The sequence below is a fragment of the Massilia sp. Mn16-1_5 genome (assembly GCF_004798585.1).
Classification (GTDB): domain Bacteria; phylum Pseudomonadota; class Gammaproteobacteria; order Burkholderiales; family Burkholderiaceae_D; genus Telluria.
The window spans coordinates 55,789-81,650 of the sequence record NZ_PPXQ01000002.1; the positions used below are offsets into that span (position 1 = coordinate 55,789).

General features: G+C 64.2%; 27 protein-coding genes. 21 read left to right on the forward strand and 6 right to left on the reverse strand.

All coding sequences use genetic code 11. The features are described 5' to 3' along the window. Nucleotides 1–4 precede the first annotated feature (4 nt). The 4 genes from iscX to C2862_RS02295 are packed head-to-tail and all read left to right on the forward strand — an operon-like array spanning nucleotide 5 to nucleotide 2,844. Entirely contained in the window at nucleotides 5–199 is a 195-nt protein-coding gene (gene iscX, locus C2862_RS02280; protein ID WP_136218500.1) for a Fe-S cluster assembly protein IscX, read from the forward strand. Next, the gene (locus C2862_RS02285) at nucleotides 186–1,076 is read left to right on the forward strand and encodes an SAM-dependent methyltransferase (RefSeq protein WP_136218501.1); all 891 of its coding nucleotides are present in this window, start codon (nucleotides 186–188) and stop codon (nucleotides 1,074–1,076) included. Before iscX ends, C2862_RS02285 begins: the two co-directional genes overlap by 14 nt. 5 nt (nucleotides 1,077–1,081) lie before the next feature. Next, a complete protein-coding gene (gene ltaE / locus C2862_RS02290; protein ID WP_136218502.1) occupies nucleotides 1,082–2,113 on the forward strand; it encodes a low-specificity L-threonine aldolase in 1,032 nt (343 codons plus the stop codon). After that, complete coding sequence (locus C2862_RS02295) at nucleotides 2,113–2,844, forward strand: rRNA pseudouridine synthase (RefSeq protein WP_136218503.1); 732 nt, start codon at nucleotides 2,113–2,115, stop codon at nucleotides 2,842–2,844. Before ltaE ends, C2862_RS02295 begins: the two co-directional genes overlap by 1 nt. A gap of 102 nt (nucleotides 2,845–2,946) precedes the next feature. Here the strand turns inward: C2862_RS02295 and C2862_RS02300 are convergent, their stop codons facing one another. The 4 genes from C2862_RS02300 to C2862_RS02315 are packed head-to-tail and all read right to left on the reverse strand — an operon-like array spanning nucleotide 2,947 to nucleotide 5,180. Continuing rightward, nucleotides 2,947–3,474 (reverse strand): RDD family protein, encoded by a 528-nt coding sequence (locus tag C2862_RS02300; RefSeq protein ID WP_136218504.1) that lies wholly within the window; start codon nucleotides 3,472–3,474, stop codon nucleotides 2,947–2,949. Beyond that, nucleotides 3,461–4,234, reverse strand: a complete 774-nt coding sequence (locus C2862_RS02305) for a DUF3106 domain-containing protein (protein ID WP_136218505.1) — start codon at nucleotides 4,232–4,234, stop codon at nucleotides 3,461–3,463. The genes C2862_RS02300 and C2862_RS02305 overlap by 14 nt, the downstream gene beginning before the upstream one ends. Continuing rightward, complete coding sequence (locus tag C2862_RS02310; RefSeq protein ID WP_136218506.1) at nucleotides 4,231–4,614, reverse strand: DUF3619 family protein; 384 nt, start codon at nucleotides 4,612–4,614, stop codon at nucleotides 4,231–4,233. The genes C2862_RS02305 and C2862_RS02310 overlap by 4 nt, the downstream gene beginning before the upstream one ends. Next, nucleotides 4,611–5,180, reverse strand: a complete 570-nt coding sequence (locus tag C2862_RS02315; protein ID WP_136218507.1) for an RNA polymerase sigma factor — start codon at nucleotides 5,178–5,180, stop codon at nucleotides 4,611–4,613. The genes C2862_RS02310 and C2862_RS02315 overlap by 4 nt, the downstream gene beginning before the upstream one ends. Nucleotides 5,181–5,400: 220 nt before the next feature. Here C2862_RS02315 and C2862_RS02320 point away from each other — a divergent pair, with 220 nt between their 5' ends. The 11 genes from C2862_RS02320 to C2862_RS02370 all read left to right on the forward strand — a co-directional run bounded on the left by C2862_RS02320 (nucleotide 5,401) and on the right by C2862_RS02370 (nucleotide 17,402). After that, entirely contained in the window at nucleotides 5,401–6,276 is an 876-nt protein-coding gene (locus tag C2862_RS02320) for a TauD/TfdA family dioxygenase (protein ID WP_136218508.1), read from the forward strand. Between the two features lie 13 nt (nucleotides 6,277–6,289). Next, the gene (locus tag C2862_RS02325; RefSeq protein ID WP_229467254.1) at nucleotides 6,290–7,294 is read left to right on the forward strand and encodes an ABC transporter substrate-binding protein; all 1,005 of its coding nucleotides are present in this window, start codon (nucleotides 6,290–6,292) and stop codon (nucleotides 7,292–7,294) included. 1 nt (nucleotide 7,295) lies between these two features. After that, nucleotides 7,296–8,138, forward strand: a complete 843-nt coding sequence (locus C2862_RS02330) for an ABC transporter ATP-binding protein (RefSeq protein WP_136218510.1) — start codon at nucleotides 7,296–7,298, stop codon at nucleotides 8,136–8,138. After that, on the forward strand, nucleotides 8,135–9,004 hold the full coding sequence (locus C2862_RS02335) for an ABC transporter permease (protein WP_136218511.1): 870 nt from the start codon (nucleotides 8,135–8,137) through the stop codon (nucleotides 9,002–9,004). The genes C2862_RS02330 and C2862_RS02335 overlap by 4 nt, the downstream gene beginning before the upstream one ends. A gap of 549 nt (nucleotides 9,005–9,553) precedes the next feature. Further along, complete coding sequence (locus C2862_RS02340; RefSeq protein ID WP_136218512.1) at nucleotides 9,554–11,284, forward strand: acetolactate synthase 3 catalytic subunit; 1,731 nt, start codon at nucleotides 9,554–9,556, stop codon at nucleotides 11,282–11,284. Next, nucleotides 11,285–11,776, forward strand: coding sequence for an acetolactate synthase small subunit (gene ilvN / locus C2862_RS02345; RefSeq protein ID WP_136218513.1), 492 nt, complete (start codon nucleotides 11,285–11,287; stop codon nucleotides 11,774–11,776). A 158-nt stretch (nucleotides 11,777–11,934) separates the two neighbouring features. Further along, nucleotides 11,935–12,951 carry a ketol-acid reductoisomerase gene (gene ilvC / locus C2862_RS02350; protein ID WP_136218514.1) on the forward strand — a complete coding sequence of 339 codons (1,017 nt, stop codon included), beginning with the start codon at nucleotides 11,935–11,937 and terminating at the stop codon, nucleotides 12,949–12,951. A 121-nt stretch (nucleotides 12,952–13,072) separates the two neighbouring features. Continuing rightward, on the forward strand, nucleotides 13,073–13,831 hold the full coding sequence (locus tag C2862_RS02355; RefSeq protein ID WP_136218515.1) for an SIMPL domain-containing protein: 759 nt from the start codon (nucleotides 13,073–13,075) through the stop codon (nucleotides 13,829–13,831). A gap of 143 nt (nucleotides 13,832–13,974) precedes the next feature. Further along, entirely contained in the window at nucleotides 13,975–14,838 is an 864-nt protein-coding gene (pssA, locus tag C2862_RS02360; RefSeq protein WP_136218516.1) for a CDP-diacylglycerol--serine O-phosphatidyltransferase, read from the forward strand. A gap of 59 nt (nucleotides 14,839–14,897) precedes the next feature. Beyond that, entirely contained in the window at nucleotides 14,898–16,442 is a 1,545-nt protein-coding gene (locus tag C2862_RS02365) for a 2-isopropylmalate synthase (RefSeq protein ID WP_136218517.1), read from the forward strand. Between the two features lie 99 nt (nucleotides 16,443–16,541). Beyond that, nucleotides 16,542–17,402, forward strand: coding sequence for an alpha/beta hydrolase (locus tag C2862_RS02370; RefSeq protein WP_136218518.1), 861 nt, complete (start codon nucleotides 16,542–16,544; stop codon nucleotides 17,400–17,402). A gap of 3 nt (nucleotides 17,403–17,405) precedes the next feature. Here C2862_RS02370 and C2862_RS02375 read toward each other — a convergent pair whose 3' ends face one another. Further along, nucleotides 17,406–17,912, reverse strand: a complete 507-nt coding sequence (locus tag C2862_RS02375; RefSeq protein WP_136218519.1) for a hypothetical protein — start codon at nucleotides 17,910–17,912, stop codon at nucleotides 17,406–17,408. 177 nt (nucleotides 17,913–18,089) lie between these two features. Here C2862_RS02375 and rpsO point away from each other — a divergent pair, with 177 nt between their 5' ends. Together rpsO and pnp are read left to right on the forward strand one after the other, a co-directional pair. Next, complete coding sequence (gene rpsO, locus C2862_RS02380) at nucleotides 18,090–18,359, forward strand: 30S ribosomal protein S15 (RefSeq protein WP_136218520.1); 270 nt, start codon at nucleotides 18,090–18,092, stop codon at nucleotides 18,357–18,359. 175 nt (nucleotides 18,360–18,534) lie between these two features. Continuing rightward, nucleotides 18,535–20,637 carry a polyribonucleotide nucleotidyltransferase gene (gene pnp, locus C2862_RS02385; protein WP_136218521.1) on the forward strand — a complete coding sequence of 701 codons (2,103 nt, stop codon included), beginning with the start codon at nucleotides 18,535–18,537 and terminating at the stop codon, nucleotides 20,635–20,637. A gap of 60 nt (nucleotides 20,638–20,697) precedes the next feature. Here the strand turns inward: pnp and C2862_RS02390 are convergent, their stop codons facing one another. Continuing rightward, nucleotides 20,698–21,930 (reverse strand): NADH:flavin oxidoreductase/NADH oxidase family protein, encoded by a 1,233-nt coding sequence (locus C2862_RS02390; protein WP_136218522.1) that lies wholly within the window; start codon nucleotides 21,928–21,930, stop codon nucleotides 20,698–20,700. 150 nt (nucleotides 21,931–22,080) lie between these two features. On the opposite strand from C2862_RS02390, the gene C2862_RS02395 reads away from it, so the two are divergent. From C2862_RS02395 to C2862_RS02410, 4 genes are all read left to right on the forward strand, one after another. Continuing rightward, nucleotides 22,081–22,512, forward strand: a complete 432-nt coding sequence (locus tag C2862_RS02395) for a MerR family DNA-binding transcriptional regulator (protein ID WP_136218523.1) — start codon at nucleotides 22,081–22,083, stop codon at nucleotides 22,510–22,512. A gap of 63 nt (nucleotides 22,513–22,575) precedes the next feature. Next, a complete protein-coding gene (locus C2862_RS02400; protein ID WP_136218524.1) occupies nucleotides 22,576–23,559 on the forward strand; it encodes an acetoacetate decarboxylase family protein in 984 nt (327 codons plus the stop codon). Between the two features lie 70 nt (nucleotides 23,560–23,629). Continuing rightward, a complete protein-coding gene (locus tag C2862_RS02405; RefSeq protein WP_136218525.1) occupies nucleotides 23,630–24,823 on the forward strand; it encodes a hypothetical protein in 1,194 nt (397 codons plus the stop codon). A 174-nt stretch (nucleotides 24,824–24,997) separates the two neighbouring features. After that, nucleotides 24,998–25,858, forward strand: a complete 861-nt coding sequence (locus C2862_RS02410) for an STAS domain-containing protein (protein WP_136218526.1) — start codon at nucleotides 24,998–25,000, stop codon at nucleotides 25,856–25,858. Nucleotides 25,859–25,862 lie beyond the last annotated feature (4 nt).

A 25,862-nucleotide genomic window follows, 5' to 3' on the forward strand; every position in this document is an offset into this window, starting at 1 on the left:
CGCTATGAAGTGGACCGACGTCACCGAGATCGCCGAAGCGCTGGTCGAACAGTATCCGGACGTGGACCCAAGCACGGTCCGCTTCGTGGACCTGCACAACTGGGTCGTCGAACTCGAGGGCTTCGACGACGACCGCACGCGCGGCGGCGAGCGCGTACTGGAAGCCATTCAGGCAGCATGGATCGATGAAGCACGCTAAGCAAACCAACACCAAGGCCCCGGCAGCGCCCGAGCTGCCCCCAGAAGTGCGTCCCGGGCAGTCGATCGAACTGCTCAAGGAACTGCACATCCTCACGCGCGACGCGAAACTCAACCAGGACAGCCGCAGGAAGCTGAAGCAGGTGTACCACCTGATCAACTTCATCGAGCCGCTCGTGAAGGATGTGCGCGGCGAGAAGGGCAGCGTTTCGCTGGTCGACCACGGCGCCGGCAAGTCCTACCTCGGCTTCATCCTCTACGACCTGTTCTTCAAGGGCCTGCAGGACGCCTCGCACATCTACGGCATCGAGACGCGCGACGAGCTGGTGGCCAGGTCGACCGAGCTGGCGGCGCGCCTGGGTTTTACGAACATGTCCTTCCTGCCGCTGTCGGTGGCCGAGTCGACCACGTCAAGCAAGCTCCCCGAGACCATCGACATCGTCACCGCGCTGCACGCCTGTAACACGGCCACTGACGACGCCATCGACTTCGCGCTGAAGAAGAAGGCCAAACACATGGTGCTGGTGCCGTGCTGCCAGGCGGAAGTCGCCTCGGTGCTGCGCAAGAACAAGGGCCGCGACCTGAAAAGCCCGCTGACCGAAATCTGGCGCCGTCCGATCCATACGCGCGAATTCGGGAGCCAGGTGACCAACGTGCTGCGCTGCCTGCAGCTGGAAGCGCACGGCTACGAAGTGACCGTTACCGAACTGGTGGGCTGGGAGCACTCGATGAAGAACGAGCTGATCGTGGCTACGTATAAAAACCTGCCGCGCCGCCGTCCGAGCGAGCGCCTGCAGGAAGTGCTGTCCACGCTGGGGCTGGAAGAGATGGGCCAGCGTTTTTATTCTTCGCAAGCTGACGCCGTAACTAACGACTGAGACAAATGAGCGAAAACATGAAGTGGATCGACCTGCGTAGCGACACCGTCACCCAGCCATCCGACACCATGCGCGCCGCGATGGCCGCCGCCGAAGTCGGCGACGACGTCTACGCCGACGACCCGACCGTGAACCGCCTGCAGGACTATGCGGCCGACCTGTTCGGTTACGAGGCAGGCATGTTCGCGCCGAGCGGTACGCAAACCAATCTGATCGCCTTGATGACCCACTGTGGCCGCGGCGACGAGTACCTGGTCGGCCAGGAAGCGCACACCTACAAGTACGAAGGCGGCGGCGCCGCGGTGCTGGGCTCGATCCAGCCGCAGCCGATCGCGAACCAGGCCGACGGTTCGATCGCGTTGGCCGACATCGAGGCCTACATCAAGCCCGACGACATGCACTTCGCACGCACCCGCCTGCTGGCGCTGGAAAACACGATCGGCGGCCGCGTATTGAAACAGGACTACATCGCACAGGCGACCTCGCTGGCGCACGCGAAGGGCCTGGCCACCCACCTCGACGGCGCGCGCGTTGCCAACGCCGCGGTCAAACAGGGCATCAGCCTGCGCGAAGTCGTGAAAGGCTTCGATACGGTCTCGGTCTGCCTGTCGAAAGGCCTGGGCGCGCCGGTCGGCTCGGTGCTGCTGGGCCCGAAGGCCTTCATCGAGCAGGGCAAGCGCTGGCGCAAGATGCTGGGCGGCGGCATGCGCCAGGCCGGCGTGCTGGCGGCAGCGGCGCATCACGCGCTCGAACACAACGTGCAGCGCCTGGCGCAAGACCACGAGAACGCAACGCTGCTGGCGCAGGGCCTGTCCGGTATCAATGCCTTGAGCGTCGCTATGCCGCAGACGAACATCTTCTGGCTCGACATTCCAGCCGCGGCATGCGAACCGCTACGCAAGTCGCTGGCCGAGCAGGGCATCCGCGCCTCGATCGGCCCGCGCACGCGCCTGGTGACCCACCTGGACATCTCGCGCGCCGACGTCGAGAAGGTCGTCGCTGCCTTTAAAACCTTCTTCCAGGACTGGCGCGCCTGATGAGTGACGAGGGAATCCGCCTGGCCAAGCGTGTGGCCGAACTGGCGTCGTGCTCGCGGGCGGAGGCCGAGCGTTACATCGCGAATGGCGGCGTCAGCGTCGACGGCGCCGTGGTCGAGGATCCGGCGACGCGCGTGACGCCGGCGCAAGCCGTCGTGCTGCTGCCGGGCGCCAGCTCGCAGGAAGCGCCGCCGGTGACCATCCTGCTGCACAAGCCGTCCGGGATGAATGCGGGCGTGGGCGTGCGCGGCGCGCATGCGCTGGAGTGCCTGAATGCCGCTACACTGGTGGCGGGCCACGGCCAGCCGCGCTTCCTCAAGCGCCACCTGGCGCGCCTGACTTTGTGCACGCCGCTGGAAACCGATGCCAGCGGGCTGGTGATCTATTCCCAGGACTTCCGCGTCGTGCGCAAGCTGCTGGACGATGGCGAGCGTGTCGAGCACGAGTATGTGGTCGATGTGTCGGGCGGGATCCAGGAGGGTGGGCTGGCGCTGCTGAACCATGGCTTGAGCTTCAACGGCAAGCCGGTCAACCCGATGAAGGTCAGCTGGCAGAGCGAAGGGCGGCTGCGCTTCGCGGCCAAGGGCGTGCGGCCCGGGCAGATCGAGCACATGTGCGCGGCGGTGGGGTTGACGGTGACCGACATCAAGCGGCTGCGTGTGGGCAGGATGTCGATGGGCGGACTGCCTGTTGGACAGTGGCGCTATCTGACGGACTACGAACGCTTCTGAGGTCTGCGTGGGCCGTACCGCGTGGGCATGAATGCCCACCCTACGAACAGCCATATGTAGGGTGGGCATTCATGCCCACGCGGTATGGCGTCCGAACAGAGCTTACTTTTTCTTGCCTACCTTCGGCAACGCAATCAAGCGCGTCCCCGCAATCCGGTCATGCAGGAACTGCCGGTCCTTGTCGAGAAACGCCGTCAATCCCCAGGCAATCAACCCCAGCACCAGCACGAGCGCCCATTCCTTGAAATGGTGCAGGTCCATCAAGCCGCCCACCAGCAGCGCCGGCGCAAACCAGCCCCAGGCCAGCAGGTAGCGCAGCGCCGCATTCCGGAACGGCACCTTCGACGAGCCCACCTTCACCACCTTGATCCGCCAGGTCTTCATCGCCAGCGTAAACCCGCTGCCGCTCCAGGCATGCACGAAATACGCCGCCGTCACCAGGAACAGGAACACCATCAACCCCGCGCGGTAGGCCGGTTCCTGCCGGTTGCCGGTAACGAAGATATAAATGAAAACCGCCAGCGCCTCGACCGCGATCAGGAGGAAGGCTTCATAGACCATCGCGATGACGCGGCGCTTGACGGTCGGGGTGCCGATGAGGGGAGCTGCTGGAATCTTATCCGTTTGCATTCGAAGGCGTGGGCGCGGCGAGAGGTTGGGCGGCGGGAGTGGCTGGCGCCGGTGCGGCGGCAGGCGGCGCCGCCGGTACGGGAGCAGGCACCGGCGCCGGTTGGGTGATCGCCGGCGCGGCCGGGACCGCGGCGGGCGCTTCCATCGACATGCAGGAGGCGCCGCGGCGCGTGGTGCCGGCCGGGCAGCTGGTCGGCGCGACGATCATGTTGCTCGCGGCGGCCGGGCTGTTGGCGGGGGCCGCGTTCTTGCGCGCCGTCGCCGCCAGGCGCTGCTTCTCGCCGGGGGTGAGCTGCTTGTAGCTTTCCCAGGTGGCGGCTTTGTCGCCGGGAGCGAGCTTGCGCGCCTTGTTGTAGTTCTCGCGCGCGAGGTTGCGCTGCTCGGGCGTCAGGCGCATCCACTGGCGCATGCGTTCGTGCACGCGGCCCTGCTCGGTCGGGTTCATCGACGCGAAGCGGCGCGACATCTCCAGCCATTTCTTCTTGCGCACGCCATCCATCGCATCCCATTCCGGATGCAGGGGCTCGAGCGCGACCTGCTGGGCCGGCGAGAGATCGCGCCACAGGGGCTTGTCGAGGGCGCGTGCGCTCTTGACGGCGGCGGTGCCGGGCGCGCTCGCGGAAGCGCTCGGGGCCCGTGTACCGGCCGGGCCGGCGTCATCGGCGTGCTGCCAGATGGCCCAGGCCGCGAGGCCGGCCAGCAGCGCCGCCACCGCGGCAATCCAGCCGAGGCGGCGGGGCTTGGAAAGAGGTGTCCTCATTGCTGGCGCTGTTGCGACTCCAGGTAGGCATTGAAGCCATGGTCGAGGTAGGCCGTCAGCGGCAGTTCGTCGGCCAGCACGGCCGCGTCGAGCTCGGCCAGTTCGGCGATGCGCTGCTGCTCTTCATACTGGTACAGCCCGCCCAGGCCGACGACCAGCGCCAGCAGGGGAATGGCCACGCCGAGGCGTCCGAGGGAGGCGCCGGAGAAATGGAAATCGACATCGAAGAAGCGGCGGCTCTTGCGCGGCTGCTGCTTGCGCGACAGCGCGATGGCGCGCGCGGCGGCCAGGCGCTCGGTGGTCGAAGCCGGCAGCGCGTCGAGGTTCTCGTTCAGGGCGTGGCGTATCTTGTACGCCAGGTTGATGTCGTCGGTATTCATAGTTGTATTCCCTTGGCCCGCAGGGCGTCGGCAAGGGCATGCGTCGCGCGGGAACAGTGCGTCTTGACGCTACCCTCCGAGCATCCCATCGCCGCGGCCGTCTCGGCCACGTCCATATCCTGCCAGTAACGCATAAGGAAGGCTTCGCGTTGACGCGCCGGGAGTTTTTGTATCTCCGCTTCGATCAGCTGCAAGGTCTGGGCGCGTTCGGCCTGGTCCATGGTGGACTCGGCCGCAGCCGTTCCTTCCTCCGCTTCATACGCTTCGAGTATATCAAAGTCCTCATCGCTTCCTTCCCGTCGGCCGAGGCCAGAAAAGAGACTGACCCAGGTGTTGCGCACCTTTTCGCGGCGGAAGTAATCGAGGATGGTGGTCTGCAAGATGCGCTGGAACAGCATCGGCAGTTCGGCGGCTGGCTTGTCGCCGTATTTCTCGGCGAGCTTGATCATCGCGTCCTGCACGATGTCGAGCGCCGCCTCGTCCTTGCGCACCGCATACACGGCTTGCTTGAACGCCCGCCGCTCGACATTCTCGAGGAAGTCGCCTAGTTCTTTGTCTGTCGCCATGCGATGAGGAGGGGTGATGCGCGCGGGTACTTAGCCCATGCTTTATGGAAAACCCACGAATCCTAGCAAAAATCCCCCCTGTATGCACTGGAATTGCTCAGTGTCGTGCCCGGCGCGGCGGCGAAGTGTCAAAAAACGCATGTCGATCCTCGAAATGATTCGTTGTCGCTGCGGCAGCGGCTGGCTAACCTGAACCCAAGATTGACTCAGCCTAGTCACCATGCCTCTCGATAATGCCGCCCGCCAGGATTTCGATATCCGCCCCCTGAACGCCCCGCTCGGCGCCGAAGTGCTCGGCCTCGACCTGTCGCGCCCGCTCGGCACCGCCGACCTGGCCCGGGTCCACCGCGCCCACCTCGACCACCACGTGCTGGTCTTCCGCGACACCCATATCACCCCGGCCCAGCAGGTGGAATTTTCGCGCCGCTTCGGCGAACTGCAGATCCACGTGCTGCGCCAGTTCCAGCTGCCGACCCAGCCCGAGGTGCTGGTCATCTCCAACATCCGCGAGAACGGCGAGCCGATCGGCCTGGGCGACGCCGGCCACTACTGGCATTCCGACCTGTCCTATAAAGCCACCCCCAGCCTGGGTTCGATGCTGCATGCGCAGGAATTGCCGGAAGAGGGCGGCGACACCCTGTTCGCCAACCAGCACCTGGCCTGGGACACGCTGGCGCCCGAACTGCAGCGCGAAGTGGAGCACTTGCAGGCCGAGCACAGCTACCTGGCGCGCTACGAAGACCTGAGGAAGCTCAACCCCTGGCGTCCGGCGCTGACCCAGGCGCAAATCGACGAAGTGGTGCCGGTGCGCCAGCCGGTCGTGCGCACCCATCCGGAGACGGGCCGCCGCGCGCTGTTTGTGAGCGAACATTTCACGACCCGCATCCTCGATATGCCGGAAGCACGCAGCCGCGAGCTGCTCGACGCCCTCTTCGAGCACAGCACGAAACCGGAATTCATCTACCGCCACCAATGGCGCCCGCACGACATGGTGTTCTGGGACAACCGCTCGCTGCTGCACCTGGCCGCCGGTTGCCCGCCCGAGCAGCGCCGCAAGCTGTACCGCACCACGATCGCGGGCGATGTCCCGTTCTGAACCAGGAGAATCCATGAATATCAAGAAAATCGCCGCCGCGCTGGTCGCAGCCTCCCTGGTCGCCGCCGTTCCTGCCGCGCAGGCCGAGGGCAAGATCCGTATCGCCGAGCAGTTCGGCGTGGTGTACCTGCTGCTGAACGTAGCCCAGGACCAGAAGCTGATCGAGAAGCACGGCAAGAAGCAGGGCGTCGAGATCGACGTCGACTGGGTCAAGCTCTCGGGCGGCGCGGCCGTCAACGACGCACTGCTGTCGAATTCGGTGGACGTGGTCGGCGCCGGCCTCGGCCCGCTGATGACGATCTGGGACCGCACCGCCGGCAGGCAGAACGTGCGTGCCGTCGCCTCGCTCGGCAATTTCCCCTACTACCTGATCAGCACCAACCCGGCCGTGAAGTCGATCGCCGACTTCGGTCCCAAGGACCGCATCGCGCTGCCTGCGGTGACCGTCTCGGTGCAGGCGCGCATCCTGCAGATGGCGGCGGCCAAGCAGTGGGGCCAGGCCCAGTTCAAGAAGCTCGATTCCTTCACCCAGGCCGTGCCGCATCCGGACGCGGCCGCCGCCGTGATCGCCGGCGGCACCGAGATCAATGCCCACTTCGCCAACCCGCCGTTCCAGGAGCAGGAACTGGCAGGCAATCCGAAGGCGAAGATCGTGCTCGATTCCTACCAGGTGCTGGGTGGCCCGGCTTCGGCGACCGTGCTGTACGCAACCGAAAAGTATGTGAAGGAAAATCCGAAGACGTATAGGGCCTTCCTCGACGCCTTGGTGGAGGCGGCGCAGCTGGCCTCGACCAATCCGGAAGCGGCGGCCGATGCCTACCTGCGCGTGAACAAGGGCAACATCGACCGTGCGCTGCTGATCAAGGTGATCAAGGATCCGAAGGTGCAGTTCAAGGTGGCGCCGCAGAACACGCTGGGCCTGGCGCAGTTCCTGCACGAGGTCGGTGCGATCAAGAAAAAGCCGGAGAGCTGGAAAGACTACTTCTTCGAGCATCCGGCGCTGGCCTCGGGGAGCTGAGATGACGACGCCACCCTTGCAGGTCGTCCCGCCCACCGGCCCGCTGCTGCGTGCCGAGCACGTGACGATCGAATACGCCGGCGCCCGAGGTACCGTGCGCGCCACCGAGGACGTCAGCTTCGAGGTCTATCGGGGCGACCGCTTCGTGCTGCTGGGCCCTTCGGGCTGCGGCAAGTCGACCTTGCTGAAGGCTGTCGGCGGCTTCATCACGCCGCGCGCCGGCAGCCTGCAATTGAAGAGCAAGCCGATCACCGGGCCGGGACCGGACCGCATCGTCGTGTTCCAGGAATTCGACCAGCTGCCGCCGTGGAAGACGGTGGAGAGCAACGTCATGTTTCCGCTGCTGGCCGGCGGCGTCAAGAAGGCCGAGGCCCGCGAACGCGCGCGCCACTGGCTGGGCAAGGTCGGTCTGGCGCGCTTTGCCGACGCCTATCCGCACACGCTTTCGGGCGGGATGAAGGCGCGGGTCGCGATCGCGCGGGCGCTGGCCATGCAGCCGGACATCCTCTTGATGGACGAACCCTTCGCGGCGCTCGACGCGCTCACCCGGCGCACCATGCAGGAACAGCTGCAGAGTCTGTGGGAAGGGATCGGTTTTACGATGCTGTTCGTGACCCACTCGATCGAGGAGGCGCTGGTGGTGGGGAACCGCATCCTCCTGCTGAGTCCGCACCCTGGCCGGGTGCGCGCGGAGCTCAACAGCCACCAGTTCGATCTGGGGAGCGCGGGCAGCGTGGAGTTCCAGGCGGCGAACGAGCGCATTCACCGCTTGCTGTTCGGTGATGGAGGCATCGCGGCGCCGCGCGTCGCGCCTGCCCATACGGCCTTGCAGGTGCACGCATGAACGCCTTCAAGGATCCACCGATTCGTCCCGAATACGAACTGGCGCTGGCCTTGCCGCAGGCGGGCGCCAATGCCGCAGCACAGCCGGCGGCATCGCCCTTGAACCTGTCCTGGCTGCGCAAGGCCGGCATCCTGCTAGTGCTGGCCATGATCTGGGAAGTGGTCGCGCGCTGGTACGGCAACGACCTGCTGCTGCCGACCTTCGTTCAGACGGCCCGCGCCCTGGTCGAGGGGCTGGCGACGGGCGAACTGTTCGGCTATATCGGCGTTTCGTTCGCAACGCTCACCCAGGGCTATGTGATGGGTGTCGCCGGGGCTTTCCTGCTGACCTGGCTGGCCGTGTCGAACCGTTTGGGGCGCGAGCTGATCGAGACGCTGACGGCGATGTTCAATCCACTGCCGGCGATTGCCTTGCTGCCGCTGGCGCTGCTCTGGTTCGGCCTGGGTAAAGGCAGCCTGATCATGGTGCTGATGCATTCGGTGCTGTGGCCGCTGACCCTGAATGCCTGCGCGGGTTTTCGCGCGGTGCCGGAGACGCTGCGCATGGCGGGGCGCAACTATGGGCTCGGCGGCTTGCGGCTGGTGCTGCAGATCCTGATCCCGGCGGCGCTGCCGGCGATCCTGTCGGGACTCAAGATCGGCTGGGCTTTCGCGTGGCGTACGCTGATTGCGGCGGAGCTGGTGTTCGGGACCACGTCGGGGCAGGGCGGGCTGGGGTGGTTCATCTTCCAGAGCCGCAATGAGCTGTTCACGGACAAGGTGTTTGCGGGGCTGGCGGCGGTGATTATCATCGGGCTGGCTGTCGAGCATGTCGTGTTCCAGACATTGGAGCGGGTGACCGTTCGGAAGTGGGGGATGGAGCGATAGGGCGTGCATGGGCACGAAAACGCGGGCATGCCCGCCCTACGTTACACAACGGTTCCGTGAACTTGCAATGGACGGTTGTGCGCCGTAGGGCGGGCATGCCCGCGTTCATCGCCCGCACACCTGGGCCAACGACCTCATCGCTGCACCGCACGATCCCCTCTGCAAATACGCACCGCAACGGTGCGTGTTGTCTTTTCTATTTTTTATCTTGACCAAAATGGTGCAACGCAGTAAGGTGTTCCTCACGCTTTGCACCCCCGAAGCTTCAGAGTCAGTCAGACGCGCACACAAGGCCCGTTCGGCATGACACGCTTTCATTTGTAGGCAGTTTGCTCCAACCCGCGCCAAAAGCGCGAGAGATGCGTCGAGCCGCTACAGACACTCAGCCAAACGAGTTGCGTCCAGCGCTGTTCCGAAGGTATCTATTGATACCGGGAGTCCAGTGTGCGCGCAGAAAGAAGGGAAGCTGAAGGCGCTGTGGGGCAAATCGCACCTCGTTAGGAAAGAGCATCCGATCAATCTCCCATTGGGTTTTGAAAGGAATGATTCATGAATAACGAAGCCTCAGCCCCGATCACGGGCGCTGAAATCGTCGTCCGTTGCCTGGCCGAGGAGGGCGTCAAACACGTCTTCGGCTATCCCGGTGGCGCGGTGCTGTACATCTACGACGCCATCTTCCAGCAGGACAAATTCCAGCACGTGCTGGTCCGCCACGAACAGGCAGCCGTGCATGCGGCCGATGCCTATTCGCGCAGCTCGAACACCGTCGGCGTCGCCATCGTCACCTCCGGTCCGGGCGTCACCAATGCCGTCACCGGCCTCTCGACCGCCTACATGGATTCGATCCCGATGGTCGTGATCAGCGGCCAGGTGCCGAGCCATGCGATCGGCCAGGATGCCTTCCAGGAATGCGACACGGTCGGCATCACCCGCCCCGTGGTCAAGCACAACTTCCTGGTCAAGGACGTCAAGGAACTGGCCTCGACGCTGAAGAAAGCCTTCTTCATTGCCCGTACCGGCCGTCCCGGGCCGGTGCTGGTCGATATCCCGAAGGACATCAGCATGCACAAGTGCATGTTCGAGTATCCGCGCGAAATCGAGATGCGCTCCTATAAACCGGTGGACAAGGGCCATACCGGCCAGATCCGCAAGGCCGTCCAGCTGCTGCAGGGCGCCGAGCGCCCGATGATCTATGCGGGCGGCGGTGTGATCCTGGCGAATGCCTCGAACGAGCTGAACCGCCTGGTCGAGAAGCTCGGCGCGCCGGTCACGAACACCCTGATGGGCCTGGGCGGCTCGCGCTCGACCGATGACCGCTTCGTCGGCATGCCCGGCATGCACGGCACCTACGAAGCGAACATGGCGATGCAGCACTGCGACGTCCTGATCGCGATCGGCGCCCGCTTCGACGACCGCGTGATCGGCAACCCCAAGCACTTCGCCAGCCATCCGCGCAAGATCATCCACATCGACATCGACCCGTCCTCGATCTCGAAACGGGTCAAGGTCGACATCCCGATCGTCGGCAACGTCAAGGAAGTGCTGACCGAATTCCTGGCCCAGCTCGACGCGGCAGGCAGCACCCGTGCCAATCCGGAACCGCTGCGCGCCTGGTGGAAGCAGATCCAGGAGTGGCGCGGCCGCGAGTGCCTGAAGTACGAGGATTCCGACCTCGTCATCAAGCCGCAGTCCGTGATCGAAAAGCTGTGGCAGGTGACCAAGGGCGACGCCTTCATCACCTCCGACGTCGGCCAGCACCAGATGTGGGCCGCCCAGTACTACCCCTTCGACAAGCCGCGCCGCTGGATCAATTCGGGCGGCCTGGGCACGATGGGCGTCGGCCTGCCGTATGCGATGGGCGTGCAGATGGCGAACCCGGATGCGACCGTGGCCTGCGTCACCGGCGAAGGCTCGATCCAGATGTGCATCCAGGAGCTCGCGACCTGCAAGCAATACCATCTGACGCCGAAGATCATCCTCCTGAACAACCGCTTCCTGGGCATGGTGCGCCAGTGGCAGCAGATCGACTACGGTTCGCGCTATTCCGAGTCGTACATGGATTCGCTGCCGGACTTCGAGAAGCTGGCCGAGGCCTATGGGCACGTCGGCATGCGCATCGAGAAGCCGGGCGACGTCGAGGGTTCGCTGCGCGAAGCGTTCGCGATGAAAGACCGCCTGGTCTTCATGAACTTCATCACCGACCAGAGCGAGAACGTCTGGCCGATGGTCAAGGCCGGCAAGGGCCTGTCTGAAATGCTGCTCGGATCGGAGGACCTGTAAATGAGACACATCATCTCGGTTCTCCTGGAGAACGAAGCCGGCGCCCTGTCGCGCGTGGTGGGCCTGTTCTCGGCCCGCGGCTACAACATCGAAACGCTGACCGTGGCGCCGACCGAAGACGCGACCCTGTCGCGCATGACGATCGTGACCTCCGGTTCGGACGACATCATCGAGCAGATCACCAAGCACCTGAACCGCCTGATCGAAGTGGTGAAAGTGGTCGACCTGACCGAGGGCCAGCACATCGAGCGCGAGCTCATGCTGATCAAGGTGCGGGCGGTCGGCAAGGAGCGCGAAGAGATCAAGCGCACCGCCGACATCTTCCGCGGCCGCGTCATCGACGTGACGGAGAAGAGCTACACGATCGAACTGACCGGCGCCAAGAGCAAGCTCGACGCCTTCATCGACGCCATCGACCGTGCTTCGATCCTGGAGACCGTCCGTACCGGCGGCTCCGGCATCGGCCGCGGCGAGCGCATCCTAAAAGTCTGATGCATCGATTTGGTGGGCACGGGGCGCCCACCCTACGTTGCTGATTGCGATGACGACGTAGGGTGGGCGGCTCCACCGCTCCGATTGAATAACACGAAACGCCGGCGCCGCCCACGCGTAACGCCTGCACACAACGAACATAAAACAAAGGAATGACCATGAAAGTTTTCTACGACAAAGACTGCGACCTCTCCCTCGTCAAAGGCAAGAACGTCGCCATCATCGGCTACGGCTCGCAGGGCCACGCGCACGCCCAGAACCTGTCCGAATCGGGCGTCAACGTCACCGTCGGCCTGCGCCGCGGCGGCGCTTCCTGGAACAAGGTCGAGCAGGCCGGCCTGAAGGTCGCCGAGGTCGATGAAGCGGTCAAGAACGCCGACATCATCATGATCCTGCTGCCGGACGAGAACATCGCCCAGGTCTACAAGGAAAACGTCGAGCCGAACGCGAAGCAGGGCGCCGTGCTGGCATTCGCCCACGGCTTCAACGTCCACTACGGCCAGGTCGTGCCGCGCGCCGACCTCGACGTCATCATGATCGCCCCGAAAGCGCCGGGCCACACCGTGCGCAGCACCTACAAGGGCGGCGGCGGCGTGCCGCACCTGATCGCCGTCTACCAGGACAAGTCCGGCTCGGCTCGCGACATCGCGCTGTCGTATGCGATGGCCAACGGCGGCGGCCGCGCCGGCATCATCGAGACCAACTTCCGCGAAGAGACCGAGACCGACCTGTTCGGCGAGCAGGCCGTGCTGTGCGGCGGCACCGTCGAGCTGATCAAGGCCGGTTTCGAGACCCTGGTCGAAGCGGGCTACGCGCCGGAGATGGCCTATTTCGAGTGCCTGCACGAGCTGAAGCTGATCGTCGACCTGATCTACGAAGGCGGCATCGCCAACATGAACTACTCGATCTCGAACAACGCCGAATACGGCGAGTACGTGACCGGTCCGAAAGTCGTCACCTCGGCGACCAAGGAAGCGATGAAGCAGTGCCTGAAGGACATCCAGACCGGCGAGTACGCGAAGAGCTTCATCCTCGAGAACAAGGCCGGCGCCCCGACCCTGATCTCGCGCCGCCGCCTGACGAGCGAGCACCAGATCGAGGAAGTCGGCGCCAAGCTGCGCGCGATGATGCCGTGGATCGCGAAAAACAAGCTGGTGGATCAGTCGAAGAACTGATGACGGAGGGACCGGCTTCGTAAGTGGACGATCTCAAATGCAACTTTCCATTACAAAATCACGATGGATGGATGCACGGCAGTATCGTATAAGGGAGACCTTACTGAACCACGGAGAAACCATGTCCCTTCCAAAACTCTTCCTCGTCACCAGCCTGGTGCTGGCAGCCCACGCCGGCGCGCAGACGCTGCCTGCACCGAGCACCTCCGGCACGATGGTCATCGTGCCGGCCAACGGCGAAGTGCGCCACGCCAACGACCAGGCGACCGTCACCTTCGCCGTCGAGGAATTCGACAAGGACAAGGCCGCCGCCGCCGCCCGCGTGAACCGCAAGATGAAGGAGGGTACCGACATCGTGCGCCGCGCCGATCCGAAGGCCGAGCTGAAGACCCAGGGCTATTACACCTATCCCGTGTATCCGGAACCGCCGGTGCAGCCGCTGCCGGCTAGCCGTACGCCGGTGAAGCCGGTACCGTCGGGCTGGCGCGTCGGGCAGTACCTGGAAGTGAAGACGACGAATCTGGCCGAGCTGCCGAAGACGGCGGCCGCGGCACAGAAGGTCCTGCAGATCAACGGCATCCAGTTCGGCCTGGCGCCGGCGACCGAAAAGATGCTGGACGATCAGCGGATCGCCGCGACCTACCGCAACCTGAACGAGCGCATCGTGTCGATCGCGCGCGCGATGGGGCGCCAGCCGGGCGATGCCGTGCTCGACACGGTCGACTTCGAGGGAACGGGTAATTACGGCGGCGAACGCAGCGACAAAGTCATGATGATGCGCGCCGCGGCGCCGGCGGCGGAAAGCGCGAGCGAACCAAGTTTTGAACCAGGAGAAACGACCTTACAGATGCATCTTGTTGGCAAGGTGAAGTTCAAGTAAGGATTTCGTATCGGCAAACCTGCAGCTTGCTGATATGGATTCCAATAGTATCCGTTCGCTAACATGCCGTTCCCGCCTCTATAATGGCGGAAACGGCGCGCGGTTCATGCCAGCGCGCGAACACTATTTGAATACGGAACCTTATGCCAGCCTTTCCACGACGTAAGAAAAATGGAACAGCGCCTCGCGCGCCACGATTTGCCCGCCTGAAGCGCCTCGGCCGCCGTGCCGAAGACCGCCAGGGCAAGCGCGGACGCGGCATTTATTTGCTGCCGAATGCGTTCACGACCGGCGCCCTGTTCTGCGGTTTCTACGCGATCGTGATGGCGATGAACCAGCGCTTCGAGCATGCCTGCTGGGCCGTGTTCATCGCCATGATCCTGGACGGGCTGGACGGGCGCGTGGCGCGCCTGACGAATACGCAGTCGGAGTTCGGCGCGCAGTACGACAGCCTGTCGGACATGGTGTCCTTCGGGGCGGCGCCGGCGCTGGTGATCTATGAATGGTCGCTGCGCGGACTAGGAAAGCTGGGCTGGATCGCCGCCTTCGTCTACTGCGCCGGCGCCGCGCTGCGCCTGGCGCGCTTCAACACCAACATCGAGGTGGTGGACAAGCGCTTCTTCCAGGGCTTGCCCAGCCCGGCGGCGGCGGCGCTGGTGGTCGGTTTCATCATGTTCATGACCGACCCGGACATCAACATCAGCGCACGCCAGGTGGACTGGGTGAGCTGGTGCATCGCGGTGTTCGCCGGCCTGACGATGGTGTCGAATGTGCCGTTTTACAGCTTCAAGGACGTGAACTTCCGCAAGTCGGTACCGTTCATCGTGGTGTTCCTGATCGCCCTTGGCTTCGCGCTGGTGGCGATCGATCCGCCGAAAGTCCTGTGGCCGATTTTTGTAGTGTACGGTTTGTCGGGCTATGTGGTGTACGTGCTGCAGCGCGCCCGCGGCAAGCGGGTCAGCATCATTCCGACCGACGAACCGATGAAGGATAGCGAGCGCCGCTAAGGCCGACCGGGTCGGCACGGCAGGCGCTCATCGATTAACAAGCGCCTATCGGAGTAGCCATGTTCGACCCCAACCGCCTCATCATTTTCGACACCACCCTGCGCGACGGCGAGCAATCGCCGGGCGCCTCGATGACCAAGGACGAAAAAGTCCGCATCGCGCGCCAGCTCGAACGACTGCGCGTGGACGTCATCGAAGCCGGCTTCGCCGCCGCTTCCCCGGGCGACTTCGAGGCCATTCGCGCCATCGCCAGCGTGGTGCGCGACTCCACCATCTGCTCGCTCTCGCGCGCCAACGACCGCGACATCGCACGCGCCGCCGAAGCTCTGCAACCTGCCGCCCGCAAGCGCATCCACACCTTCATCGCCACCTCTCCGCTGCACATGCAGATGAAGCTGCGCATGGAGCCGGAGCAGGTGCTGGAACAGGCGAAACTCGCCATCCGCTACGCGCGCAACCACACCGACGACATCGAGTTCTCGCCCGAGGACGGCAGCCGCTCGGAAGAGGATTTCCTGTGCCGCGTGCTGGAAACCGTGATCGCCGAAGGCGCGACCACCATCAACTTCCCCGACACCGTCGGCTACGCCACGCCCGAAGTCTTTGGCGAAACCATCCGCCGCCTGCGCGAACGGGTGCCCAATTCCGACAAGGCCATCTGGTCGGTGCACTGCCATAACGACCTGGGCCTCGCAGTGGCGAACTCGCTGGCCGGCGTGGCCATCGGCGGGGCGCGCCAGATCGAGTGCACCATCAACGGCCTGGGCGAACGGGCAGGGAACACGGCGCTGGAAGAAGTCGTGATGGCGCTGCGCACACGCGCCGACTACTACAAGCTCACGGTCGGCATCGACACCACGCAGATCGTGCCGGCCTCTAAAATGGTCTCGCAGATCACGGGCTTCGCCGTGCAGCCGAACAAGGCGGTGGTCGGCGCCAACGCCTTTGCCCACGCCTCCGGCATCCACCAGGACGGCATCCTGAAAGCGCGCGAGACCTACGAGATCATGCGCGCCGAGGATGTCGGCTGGCATGCCAATAAAATCGTGCTCGGCAAGCTCTCGGGCCGCAACGCCTTCAAGGCGCGCCTGCAGGAACTGGGCATCGACCTCGAGTCGGAAGCCGAGGTGAATGCCGCCTTCGCCCGCTTCAAGGAGCTGGCCGACCGCAAGAGCGAGATCTTCGACGAGGACATCATGGCGCTCGTCTCGGCCGAGGACCACGCGCAGGAAGGCGAGTACTTCCGCTTCGTCTCGCTGTCCCAGCGCTCGGAAACCGGAGAGCTGCCGCACGCGCGCGTCGTGTTCGCGATCGACGGCCAGGAATACACCTGCGAGGGCAGCGGCGACGGCCCGGTCGACGCCACCGTGAACGCCATCGAAAGCCAGGCCAAGACGGGCGCCGACCTGATCCTCTTCTCGATCAATGCGATCAGCGGCGGCACCGAGTCGCAGGGCGAGGTGACGATGCGCCTGTCGCGCCAGGGGCGGATCGTCAACGGCGTTGGGGCGGATCCGGATATCGTCGTGGCTTCGGCCAAGGCCTACCTGTCGGGCCTGAACAAACTGCATTCGAAGGTCGAGCGGGCACACCCGCAGCTCTGAGGGCGGTAGCGTGGGGTGGCCATCCATCCCCACGATGCGGCGTGCATGCCCTCATCCTCATGTGCGCCACGACCCGACTCGGGTCAATATACTCGGGGCATGAAAAAACTCATCTACGGCGCAAGCGTGCTGCTGGCCGGCGCGCTCGCGGCCTGCTCCCCGCTTGCGGTCGTGAATGCGGTGTCGCCGGGCGGCGCTGTGCAGGCCACGTCCGCGCTGCGCTATGGCCCCGACCCGCGCAACATGCTCGACGTCTATCGCCCCGCGGGCAATGCCGTGGACGCGCCGGTGGTCGTGTTTTTCTACGGGGGTAATTGGGTCAGCGGCAAACGCGCGGACTATGCCTTCGTCGGCCGCGCCCTGGCCGCGCGCGGTTTCGTGGTCGTCATTCCCGATTACCGGCTCTACCCTCAGGTGCGCTATCCCGACTTCCTGGTCGATGGCGCCGCGGCCGTCACCTGGACCGTGCGCGAGATCCGCGCCCACGGCGGCGACCCGATGAAGGTCTTCCTGATGGGGCACAGCGCCGGCGCCTATAACGCCGCCATGCTGGCGCTCGATCCGCGCTGGCTGGAGCAGCAGGGCATGACGAGGAGCATGCTGCGCGGCTGGATCGGCCTGGCCGGTCCCTATGATTTCCTGCCGGTGCAAAACCCGGTCACCAGGCCCGTGTTCAGCGCCCCGGATACGCCGCCCGACTCGCAGCCGCTCGCGCACGTCAGCACGCTCGCCCCGCCCGCGCTCCTGATCGCGGCCAGCAAGGACAAGCTCGTCGATCCGGCGCGCAACACCGGCGGCATGGCGGCCAAGCTGCGCGCGTACCACGTGCCGGTGCGCGAGCTGTATGTCGACGGCGTCAGCCACGCAACCCTGGTCGCCTCGCTGTCGAATTCGCTGAAGGGGCTGGCGCCGACGCTCGATGCGGTCGAGACCTTTATCCGTAGCGAAGGCGGACGATAAGTCCTACCAGCCCTTGCGGTCGCGCACGTCGAACATCGGATCCGGCCCATTCATCATCTGCCGCACCACACCCTGCTGGTCGAAGTGCACGTGCATCAGCGAATTCCACACGCCCGCCTCCTTGTAGCGGTAGGACCAGACCTCGTAGTTGCGCAGGTGGACGCGCGAGATCTCGGCCGGGCGGCCGATCGTGCGCAGGACCTCGTCCTTGGTGGCCTGGTCGACCTTGAGCGTGGCGAATTTTTCGCCGGTGAGCACCTGCTCGTAGGAGAGCAGCCTGCCGTCCGGGCTCATGTGGGCCATCCAGGTGAACTGGCCGAACGGCGCGGTCGCGTATTCCAGGTTCCGGCTACCGTCGGGGAGGGGATAGACGGCCGTCGGCTGTCCCAGCTTGGTCGTGACGGCGGCAAGCGGATCGTCCACCAGCGGCGTTTCCTTGAAGATCGGCCCGGCACAGCCCGCCAGGGACAGGATGGCGCAAAGGCTTGCAATTCTGATCATTTTGTTCATGAAATCCTCTGCTGTCGGCCTGAAAACCCCATTATGAAGGACTTCAAGGCCAGCAAATGCTGGTGACGCCCCAGGTTTTCGCATATACTGGCGGGTCTGTCCGCAAGGGCAGGTTTTTTTAATCAAATCACGGTGCGCTGGGTTCCGACTCTTGCACCGCATGTGAAAGGTAACATCATGACCGTTGAAAACATCAACAAGTCGGCCATCATCGCCGACAACGCACGTGGCCAGAACGATACCGGTTCGCCGGAAGTCCAGGTCGCACTGCTGACCGCACGCATCAACGAACTGAACGGCCACTTCAAAGCCCACCAGAAAGACCACCACTCCCGCCGCGGCCTGATCATGATGGTCAACCGCCGTAAGAGCCTGCTGGCTTACCTGAAGCGCAAAGACCTGAACCGTTACCGCGACCTGATCGCCAAGCTCGGCCTGCGTAAGTAATTGTTGCGCCAGACGGCTTAAGTCAAGGAAATGCCTGCGTCAGTTCCAACTGTCGCGGGCATTTTTTGTTTCAAGCCTTTGATGTTCAAGTTGTAAGACGGGGTTCTGAGACTCGTCCGTGGTGAGGTGAACGACAGCTCCTGAAAATCTGTCGGCAAATAGAAAGGGATTACCAATGTTTAATAAAGTTACGAAGACCTTCCAGTACGGTCAACACACCGTCACCCTGGAAACCGGTGAAATCGCCCGTCAAGCTTCCGGCGCCGTCATCGTGTCGGTCGAAGATACCGTCGTGCTGGCCACCGTCGTCGCCAAGAAGGATGCCAAGCCAGGCCAGGACTTCTTCCCGCTGACCGTCGATTACATCGAAAAAACGTATGCTGCCGGTAAAATCCCGGGCGGTTTCTTCAAGCGCGAAGGCCGTCCTTCCGAAAAAGAAACGCTCACCTCGCGCCTGATCGACCGTCCGATCCGCCCGCTGTTCCCGGAAGGCTACCTGAACGAAGTTCAGGTCATCATCCACGTGCTGTCGGTCAACCCTGAAATCGATCCGGACATCCCGTCGATGATCGGCGCCTCGGCTGCCCTGTGCATCGCCGGCATCCCGTTCAACGGCCCGATCGGCGCCGCCCGCGTCGGCTACGCCAACGGCCAGTACATCCTGAACCCGACCACCACCCAGCTCAAGACCTCGCAGATGGACCTGGTCGTCGCCGGTACCGAAACGGCCGTGCTGATGGTCGAATCCGAAGCGCAGCAGCTGTCCGAAGAAATCATGCTGGGCGCGGTCGTCTACGGCCACGACCAGATGCGCGCCGTCATCGACGCGATCCACGCCCTGGTCGAAGAAGGCGGCAAGCCGGAAGTCGAGTGGACCGCGCCGGCCAAGAACGAAACCCTGATCGCCCAAGTGTCCGAGCTGGCCTCGGCAAAAGTGCGCGAAGCCTACCAGACCCGCGAAAAGTCGGCACGCCAGCAAAAGCTGAAGTCGCTGTCGTCGGAAGTCATGGCCGCCCTGGCGGAGCAGGGCGTTGACGCGAATGCGGCCGACGTCGGCAACATCCTGTTCGACATGGAAGCCAAGGTCGTGCGTTCGCAGATCCTGGACGGCGAGCCACGTATCGACGGCCGCGACACCCGCACCGTGCGTCCGATCGAGATCCGTACCGGCGTGCTGCCGCGTACCCACGGCTCGGCCCTGTTCACCCGCGGCGAAACCCAGGCCCTGGTCATCGCCACCCTCGGCACCGCCCGCGACAGCCAGAAGATCGACGCGCTGATGGGCGAGTACACCGACGACTTCATGATGCACTACAACATGCCTCCGTTCGCCACCGGCGAAACCGGCCGTGTGGGCACCCCGAAGCGCCGCGAAATCGGTCACGGCCGCCTGGCCAAGCGCGCGTTGGTCGCGGCTCTGCCTTCGCAGGAAGAGTTCAGCTACTCGGTGCGCCTGGTGTCGGAAATCACTGAATCGAACGGTTCCTCGTCGATGGCATCGGTCTGCGGCGGCTGCCTGGCACTGATGGACGCCGGCGTGCCGATGAAGGCGCACGTCGCCGGCATCGCCATGGGCCTGATCAAGGAAGGCGGCAAGTTCGCCGTCCTGACCGACATCCTGGGTGACGAAGACCACCTGGGCGACATGGACTTCAAGGTCGCCGGTACCACCGCAGGCATCACCGCGCTGCAGATGGACATCAAGATCCAGGGCATCACCAAGGAAATCATGCAGGTGGCACTGGCGCAAGCCAAGGAAGCCCGCCAGCACATCCTGGGCGAGATGCAGAAGGCCGTGCCGACCGTGAAGACCGAACTGTCGGACTTCGCTCCACGCCTGATCACCATCAAGATCAACCCTGAGAAGATCCGTGACGTGATCGGCAAGGGCGGCGCCGTCATCCGCGCGCTGACCGAAGAAACCGGCACCCAGATCGACATCACCGACGAAGGCATCGTGACCATCGCATCGGTCGACGCCGCCGCCGGCCAGGAAGCCAAGCGCCGCATCGAAGAGCTGACCGCGTCGGTCGAAGTAGGCAAGACCTACGACGGCACCGTCCTGAAGCTGCTGGACTTCGGCGCCATCGTGCAGGTCATGCCGGGCAAGGACGGCCTGCTGCACATCTCGCAGATCGCCAACGAGCGCGTCAACGCCGTCGCCGACTACCTGAAGGAAGGCCAGCAAGTGCGCGTGAAGGTCCTCGAGACCGACGAGCGCGGCCGCCTGAAGCTGTCCATGAAGGCTGCCGATCCTGTGGAAGGCGCGGCGCAGTAATCCAAGCTGTAGGCTGAAGCAAAAACCGCCAGTGCGTGAGCCTGGCGGTTTTTTTATTTCTTACGCCGCCTGGCGGCCGATCCAGCGCCGATACTTCCGGGTCTTGAGCAAAGTATCGACCTGCTGCTCGACAAAGGCGCGCAGTGGCGTCACGCCCGGATTCGGCCTCTTGCCCCGGCTCATGCGCCGCAGCTGGTGCTTGACCATCGCCATATAGGCCAGCGAGGCCAGCACCTTGCTGTTCCAGGTAATGGGCTGCAAGGCGGGGGCGCTGGGCGTGCCGGCCTTCCAATCGCGCGGCAGGGAGGGATTCAGCGCCAGGGCGGTACCGATGCCGACCACGTCGATGCCGCCTTGCAGCACCTGCTCGGCGACCGGCAGGCGGCGGATGCCGCCGGTGACCATCACCGGCATGTCGGCGACTTGCGCGATGTCCTCGGCGAACTCGAGAAAATAGGCTTCGCGCGCCAGCGTGCGGCCGTCGCGCGCCTGGCCGTGCATGGCCGGTGCTTCGTAGCTGCCGCCGGACAACTCGAGCAGGTCGATCTTCAAGGGGTTCAGCATGCGCACGACCTCGCGCGCATCCTCGGGACTGAAGCCGCCGCGCTGGAAATCCGCGGAATTGAGTTTCACCGAGACCGCAAAGCGCGCGCCGACCCGCATGCGGACGTCGCGCACGACGTCCAGCAGGATGCGCGCCCGGTTCTCCAGCGAGCCGCCCCAACGGTCCGTGCGCCGGTTGGTGATCGGTGACAGGAACTGGCTGAACAGGTAGCCATGCGCGGCGTGGATCTGCACGCCGTCGAAGCCGGCCTGTTCGGCCAGCACGGCCGTCTCGACGAAGCGGCGCTTGACCTCCTCGATTTCCGCTTCCGTCATTGGCTTCGGCGCGCTGAACTGTTTCGAGAAGCGTCCCATGTCCATCGCCACGCTCGATGGCGCGAGCGTCGGTTGGCCAAGCGCCGCCGGCATCTGGCGTCCGGGGTGATTGATCTGCATCCAGACCTGGGCGCCGCCCGCCTGGGCCGCCTTGGCCCATTGCGCAAAGCGCGCACGGTGTTCGCCCGACTCCAGTACGACGCCGCCCGGGCCGGTCATGGCGCGGCGGTCCACCATCACGTTACCCGTGACGATCAAGCCGGTTCCTCCCTCGGCCCAGGTGTGGTAGAGCCGGATCAGCTCATCGGAAGGTGCATGGTCGGCGTCGGCAAGGTTCTCTTCCATGGCGGCTTTCGCCAGGCGATTATTCAAGCGGGTGCCGTTCGGCAAAGTGAGGGGAGTAAATGGGCTCATTGGCGGCTCCTGGGTTACGATGCACAGGATCGTAAGCCTCAAGTCAACTTGAAGGTCAACAGGTATTTTACGAACTCGTTGACCACGCAGGGCTTGACCTTCAACTTCACTTCAAGGCTAGGCTTTCCTTATTTCACCCAGGGGATCGATATGAAAATTGGCGAACTTGCAAAACGCACGGGCCTGTCGGCGTCGGCGATCCGCTTCTACGAATCGAAGGGGCTGTTGAAATCGGTGGGCCGGCAGTCGAATGGCTACCGCGACTATCCGCTCGACGCCGCCGTTATCCTCAGTATCATCGTCAACGCCCAGCAGACCGGGTTCACGCTCGACGAGATCAAGGCGATCCTGCCGGCGCAATCCGACGGCTGGCGCCACGACGAACTGATCGCGACCCTGAACCGGAAGCTGCAGGACATCGAGGCGATGGAGCTGCGCCTGGCGCAGAACAAGGCGCACCTGCGCTCGCTGATCGCGCTGATCGAATCGAAGCCCGCCGACATGGCCTGCGCGGACAATGCTGCCCGCGTGATCGACAGCGTCGACCTGCAGCCGCCGCGCAAAGGCAAACAAGTCCCTTGACCTTCAAGCCGGCTTGAAAGCTAGCATCCCCTCGATCTTTCAACCAGTCGAAGGGAACGCAGCATGCATATCAAACGCAGCATGGCCATCGCCGGCATGGCACTCATGGCGGCAACGGCGGCCGCCACGGAGCAGGAAACGACGACGATCGACATCGCCGGTCATGAAGTGCCGGTCCTCAAGGGCGGCCTGTACGACCGCTACCGTTCGAATCCGCCGCTGTCCATCATCCAGCAGGAGGCACCAGGCGTCGACCTCGGCTGGTTCAAGACCCTGAAAAAGGAAAAGGTCGACGTCGGCTTCGAGACGTATTCTCCGAACTTCTATTACAAGGACAGCCGGATCACCGCCATCTTCACCGCCGACATCGAACGCCTGCGCGAACTGGTGCCGGCCGCGGTGCGTGCGCGGGTCGAGCCGCTCCAGGTCTGGCCGGGCAGGGGCGTGGTGGCCCTGACCGCCTATGCCTATCACTACTGCGACAACGACAGCTACAACGAGATCTCGCTCTCGGTCGTCACCAACCGCCCCGGCTCGGGCAGCTTCGGGCCCTTCAGCTTGCTGGGCCAGGCGCGGGCCAAGGATTTCTGGGGCTATGTGCTCAAGCTCCCGGTGAACACGGAGCTGGCGCGGGTGCGCGGCGTGGTCGGTTACGGATTGCCGAAATGGCTAAGCGATATTCGCCTGCGCGAAGACGAACGAACGATCGCATTCGAGCTCCTCGATCCGGACAGCGGCAAAGTAGATTTGGTGCTGGAGGGGAGCAAGCTGCCGGGGCTGTCGAACGAGGCCGAGCTGGTCACCAACAGCTTCGTCAACGTCGCTCGGGATGGCGGGCTGAACTATGGCTATGCCGTGTCGCGCCAGCTCAGCCATGCAGCGAGCAGCGATGCGCAAACGGTTCGCCTGACCCTGGGCGAAGGCAGCCTGGCCGCCTACATCAAGTCCCTGAAGCTGGGAAAGATGCTGCGTTACGAGTACGTGCCGCAATTCCAGAGCGCGCTGTATGCGCCGCGCCCGCTGGCCGATTTGTCGTCTGGCCGCTGAACGCGTCATCGATGGACGAAAAAGCGAGGTCCCACTAGACTGCCGGGTTATCGCCATCTCGGAGCACACTGTGGGAATCCTCGACTTTTTCAACCGTACCCCAACGCCTGCCAAATTCGCCAGGATCGTCATGCAGGCGGCCAGGGAGCGCGGCGTCGACGGCCCCATGGAGTTCGACGCGCAGAACTTCCGCATCGTCCTGGGCAAGAACGACGTCGTCAACCTGCACAATTTTTATCACGACTACTGCCAGGCGCCGCGTGCCGGGCGCGACGAGGTAGTGGCCAAGTATTCGCACCTGTTCGTGCGCTCGGACATTCCCGACGCCTTCGATGCGGCCCGGCGCAACGTGCTGCCGGTGCTGCGCACACGCGCTTTCCTGCAGGCGGCCCGCTTCGCGCCGCTGCTCGATGCCGGCGTCAAGGAAACCCGGTTTGCCATGGCCGATTTCAGCGACGATACGGCGCTCCTGTTGGCCTACGACACCGAGCACCTGACGCGCGTGCTCGGCATGGAGCAGCTCGCGACCTGGGGCGTGTCGCTGGAGGAGGCGACCGCCGTCGCCCTCGACAATCTGCGCGACCTCGCCGCAGAAAAGTTCATTCAGATTTCGCCGACCCAGTTCGCGAGCGACTGGAACGACGCCTACGATTCGTCGCGCCTGCTGCTGGCCGACCTGGCGCACCGCGTGGCCGGCCCGCGGGCGGTGGCGATGATTCCGACGCGCGGACGGATGCTGCTGAGCGCCGCGCGCGGCAAGGCCGACCTGCTGGCACTGCTGCAAAACGCCAAGGCGGCGATCGACCAGGAAGGGCGGCGCGTGTCGACGCTGATGTACGAATTCGTCGACGGCCGGCCGGTGCCCTTCCGGCCGGAGGACGAGGAGGTGGCGTGCCTGCTGGCCGACCTGCAGCGCATCGCGCTGCAGGAAGACTATGCCGAGCAGAAGCAGCTGCTCGAGCAGGTCCACGAGAAGCAGGGCGTCGATGTGTTCGTGGCCACTTACATGCTCTACAAGGGCGAAGACCAGGGCGTGTTCAGCGTTGCGACCTGGACCGAGGACGTCGACGCCTTGCTGCCCCGTGCCGACAAGCTCGCCTTCGTCGAGATGAACGACGCGGGCGAGACGCGCAGCGCGGGCGTGCTGGAGTGGGAGCGGGTCGAAGCCGCGGCCGGACACTTGATGCAGCTTGATCCGGAACTTTATCCGCCCCGTTATCGGGTGAAGCAGTTTCCCGACCTGGCCAGCCTGGGTTTGCAGTAAAACGTCCCGTTCTGCAGCCATGCACCGGCATGGTGCGAATGCCCCCGCACGTTAGTCAAACGTTTCATGGATTCAATAGCAGAAGTGTTATAGTTAATAATTCTCCAATTGTGGGGCAGCTCGTCCAGAATTCGGGCGCACCCATGAACGACGACCAAACCTAGGAAAGCATCGATGACCACGAAAGACAACGCCTCCCGCATCAGCCAGCTCATCCAGGAACACCAGGCTGAAATCGGCTCGCAATGGATTGCCCAGCTCGAAGCCCTGTTGTTGCGCGGCACCAGCAGCGCCAAGGAACAGCTGCGCATGCATTGCCAGCAATTCCTGGCAGCTTTTGCCCAGGCAACCCGTAGCGGCGAGCTGGAGAATATCGAACACCGGTCCTGGGACGAAGTGCGCGACCTGCTAAGCGAGATCTCGTCGACCCGCGCTAAGAGCGGTTCGACGCCCAGCGAGACGGCCAGTTTCGTGTTTTCTCTGAAGCAACCTCTGTTTTCGCAAATGACGGATGCCTTCGCGGACGACCCGGCTGCCCTGGCCGCCGCGTCGTGGTCGGTCAGCTCGCTGCTCGACAAGCTCGGCCTGTACACGATCGAAGTGTTCCAGAAGGCCAAGGACCAGATCATCGTGCGCCAGCAGCAGGAGCTGCTGGAACTGTCGACCCCGGTGGTAAAACTGTGGAACGGCATCCTGGCGCTGCCGCTGATCGGCACGCTGGACTCGGCCCGTACCCAGGTCGTAATGGAAAACATCCTGCAGAAGATCGTCGATACCGGCGCCATCATCGCCATCATCGACATCACCGGCGTGCCGATGGTCGACACCCTGGTCGCCCAGCACCTGATGAAGACAATCGCCGCCGCGCGCCTGATGGGCGCCGACTGCATCATCAGCGGCATCCGCCCGCAGATCGCACAGACCATCGTGCACCTGGGCGTGAACCTGGAAGACGTGATCACCAAGGCGACGCTGGCCGACGCCTTCCTGGTCGCCCTCGAGCGTACCGGCGCTTCGGTCACCATCAAGAATTGAGCCG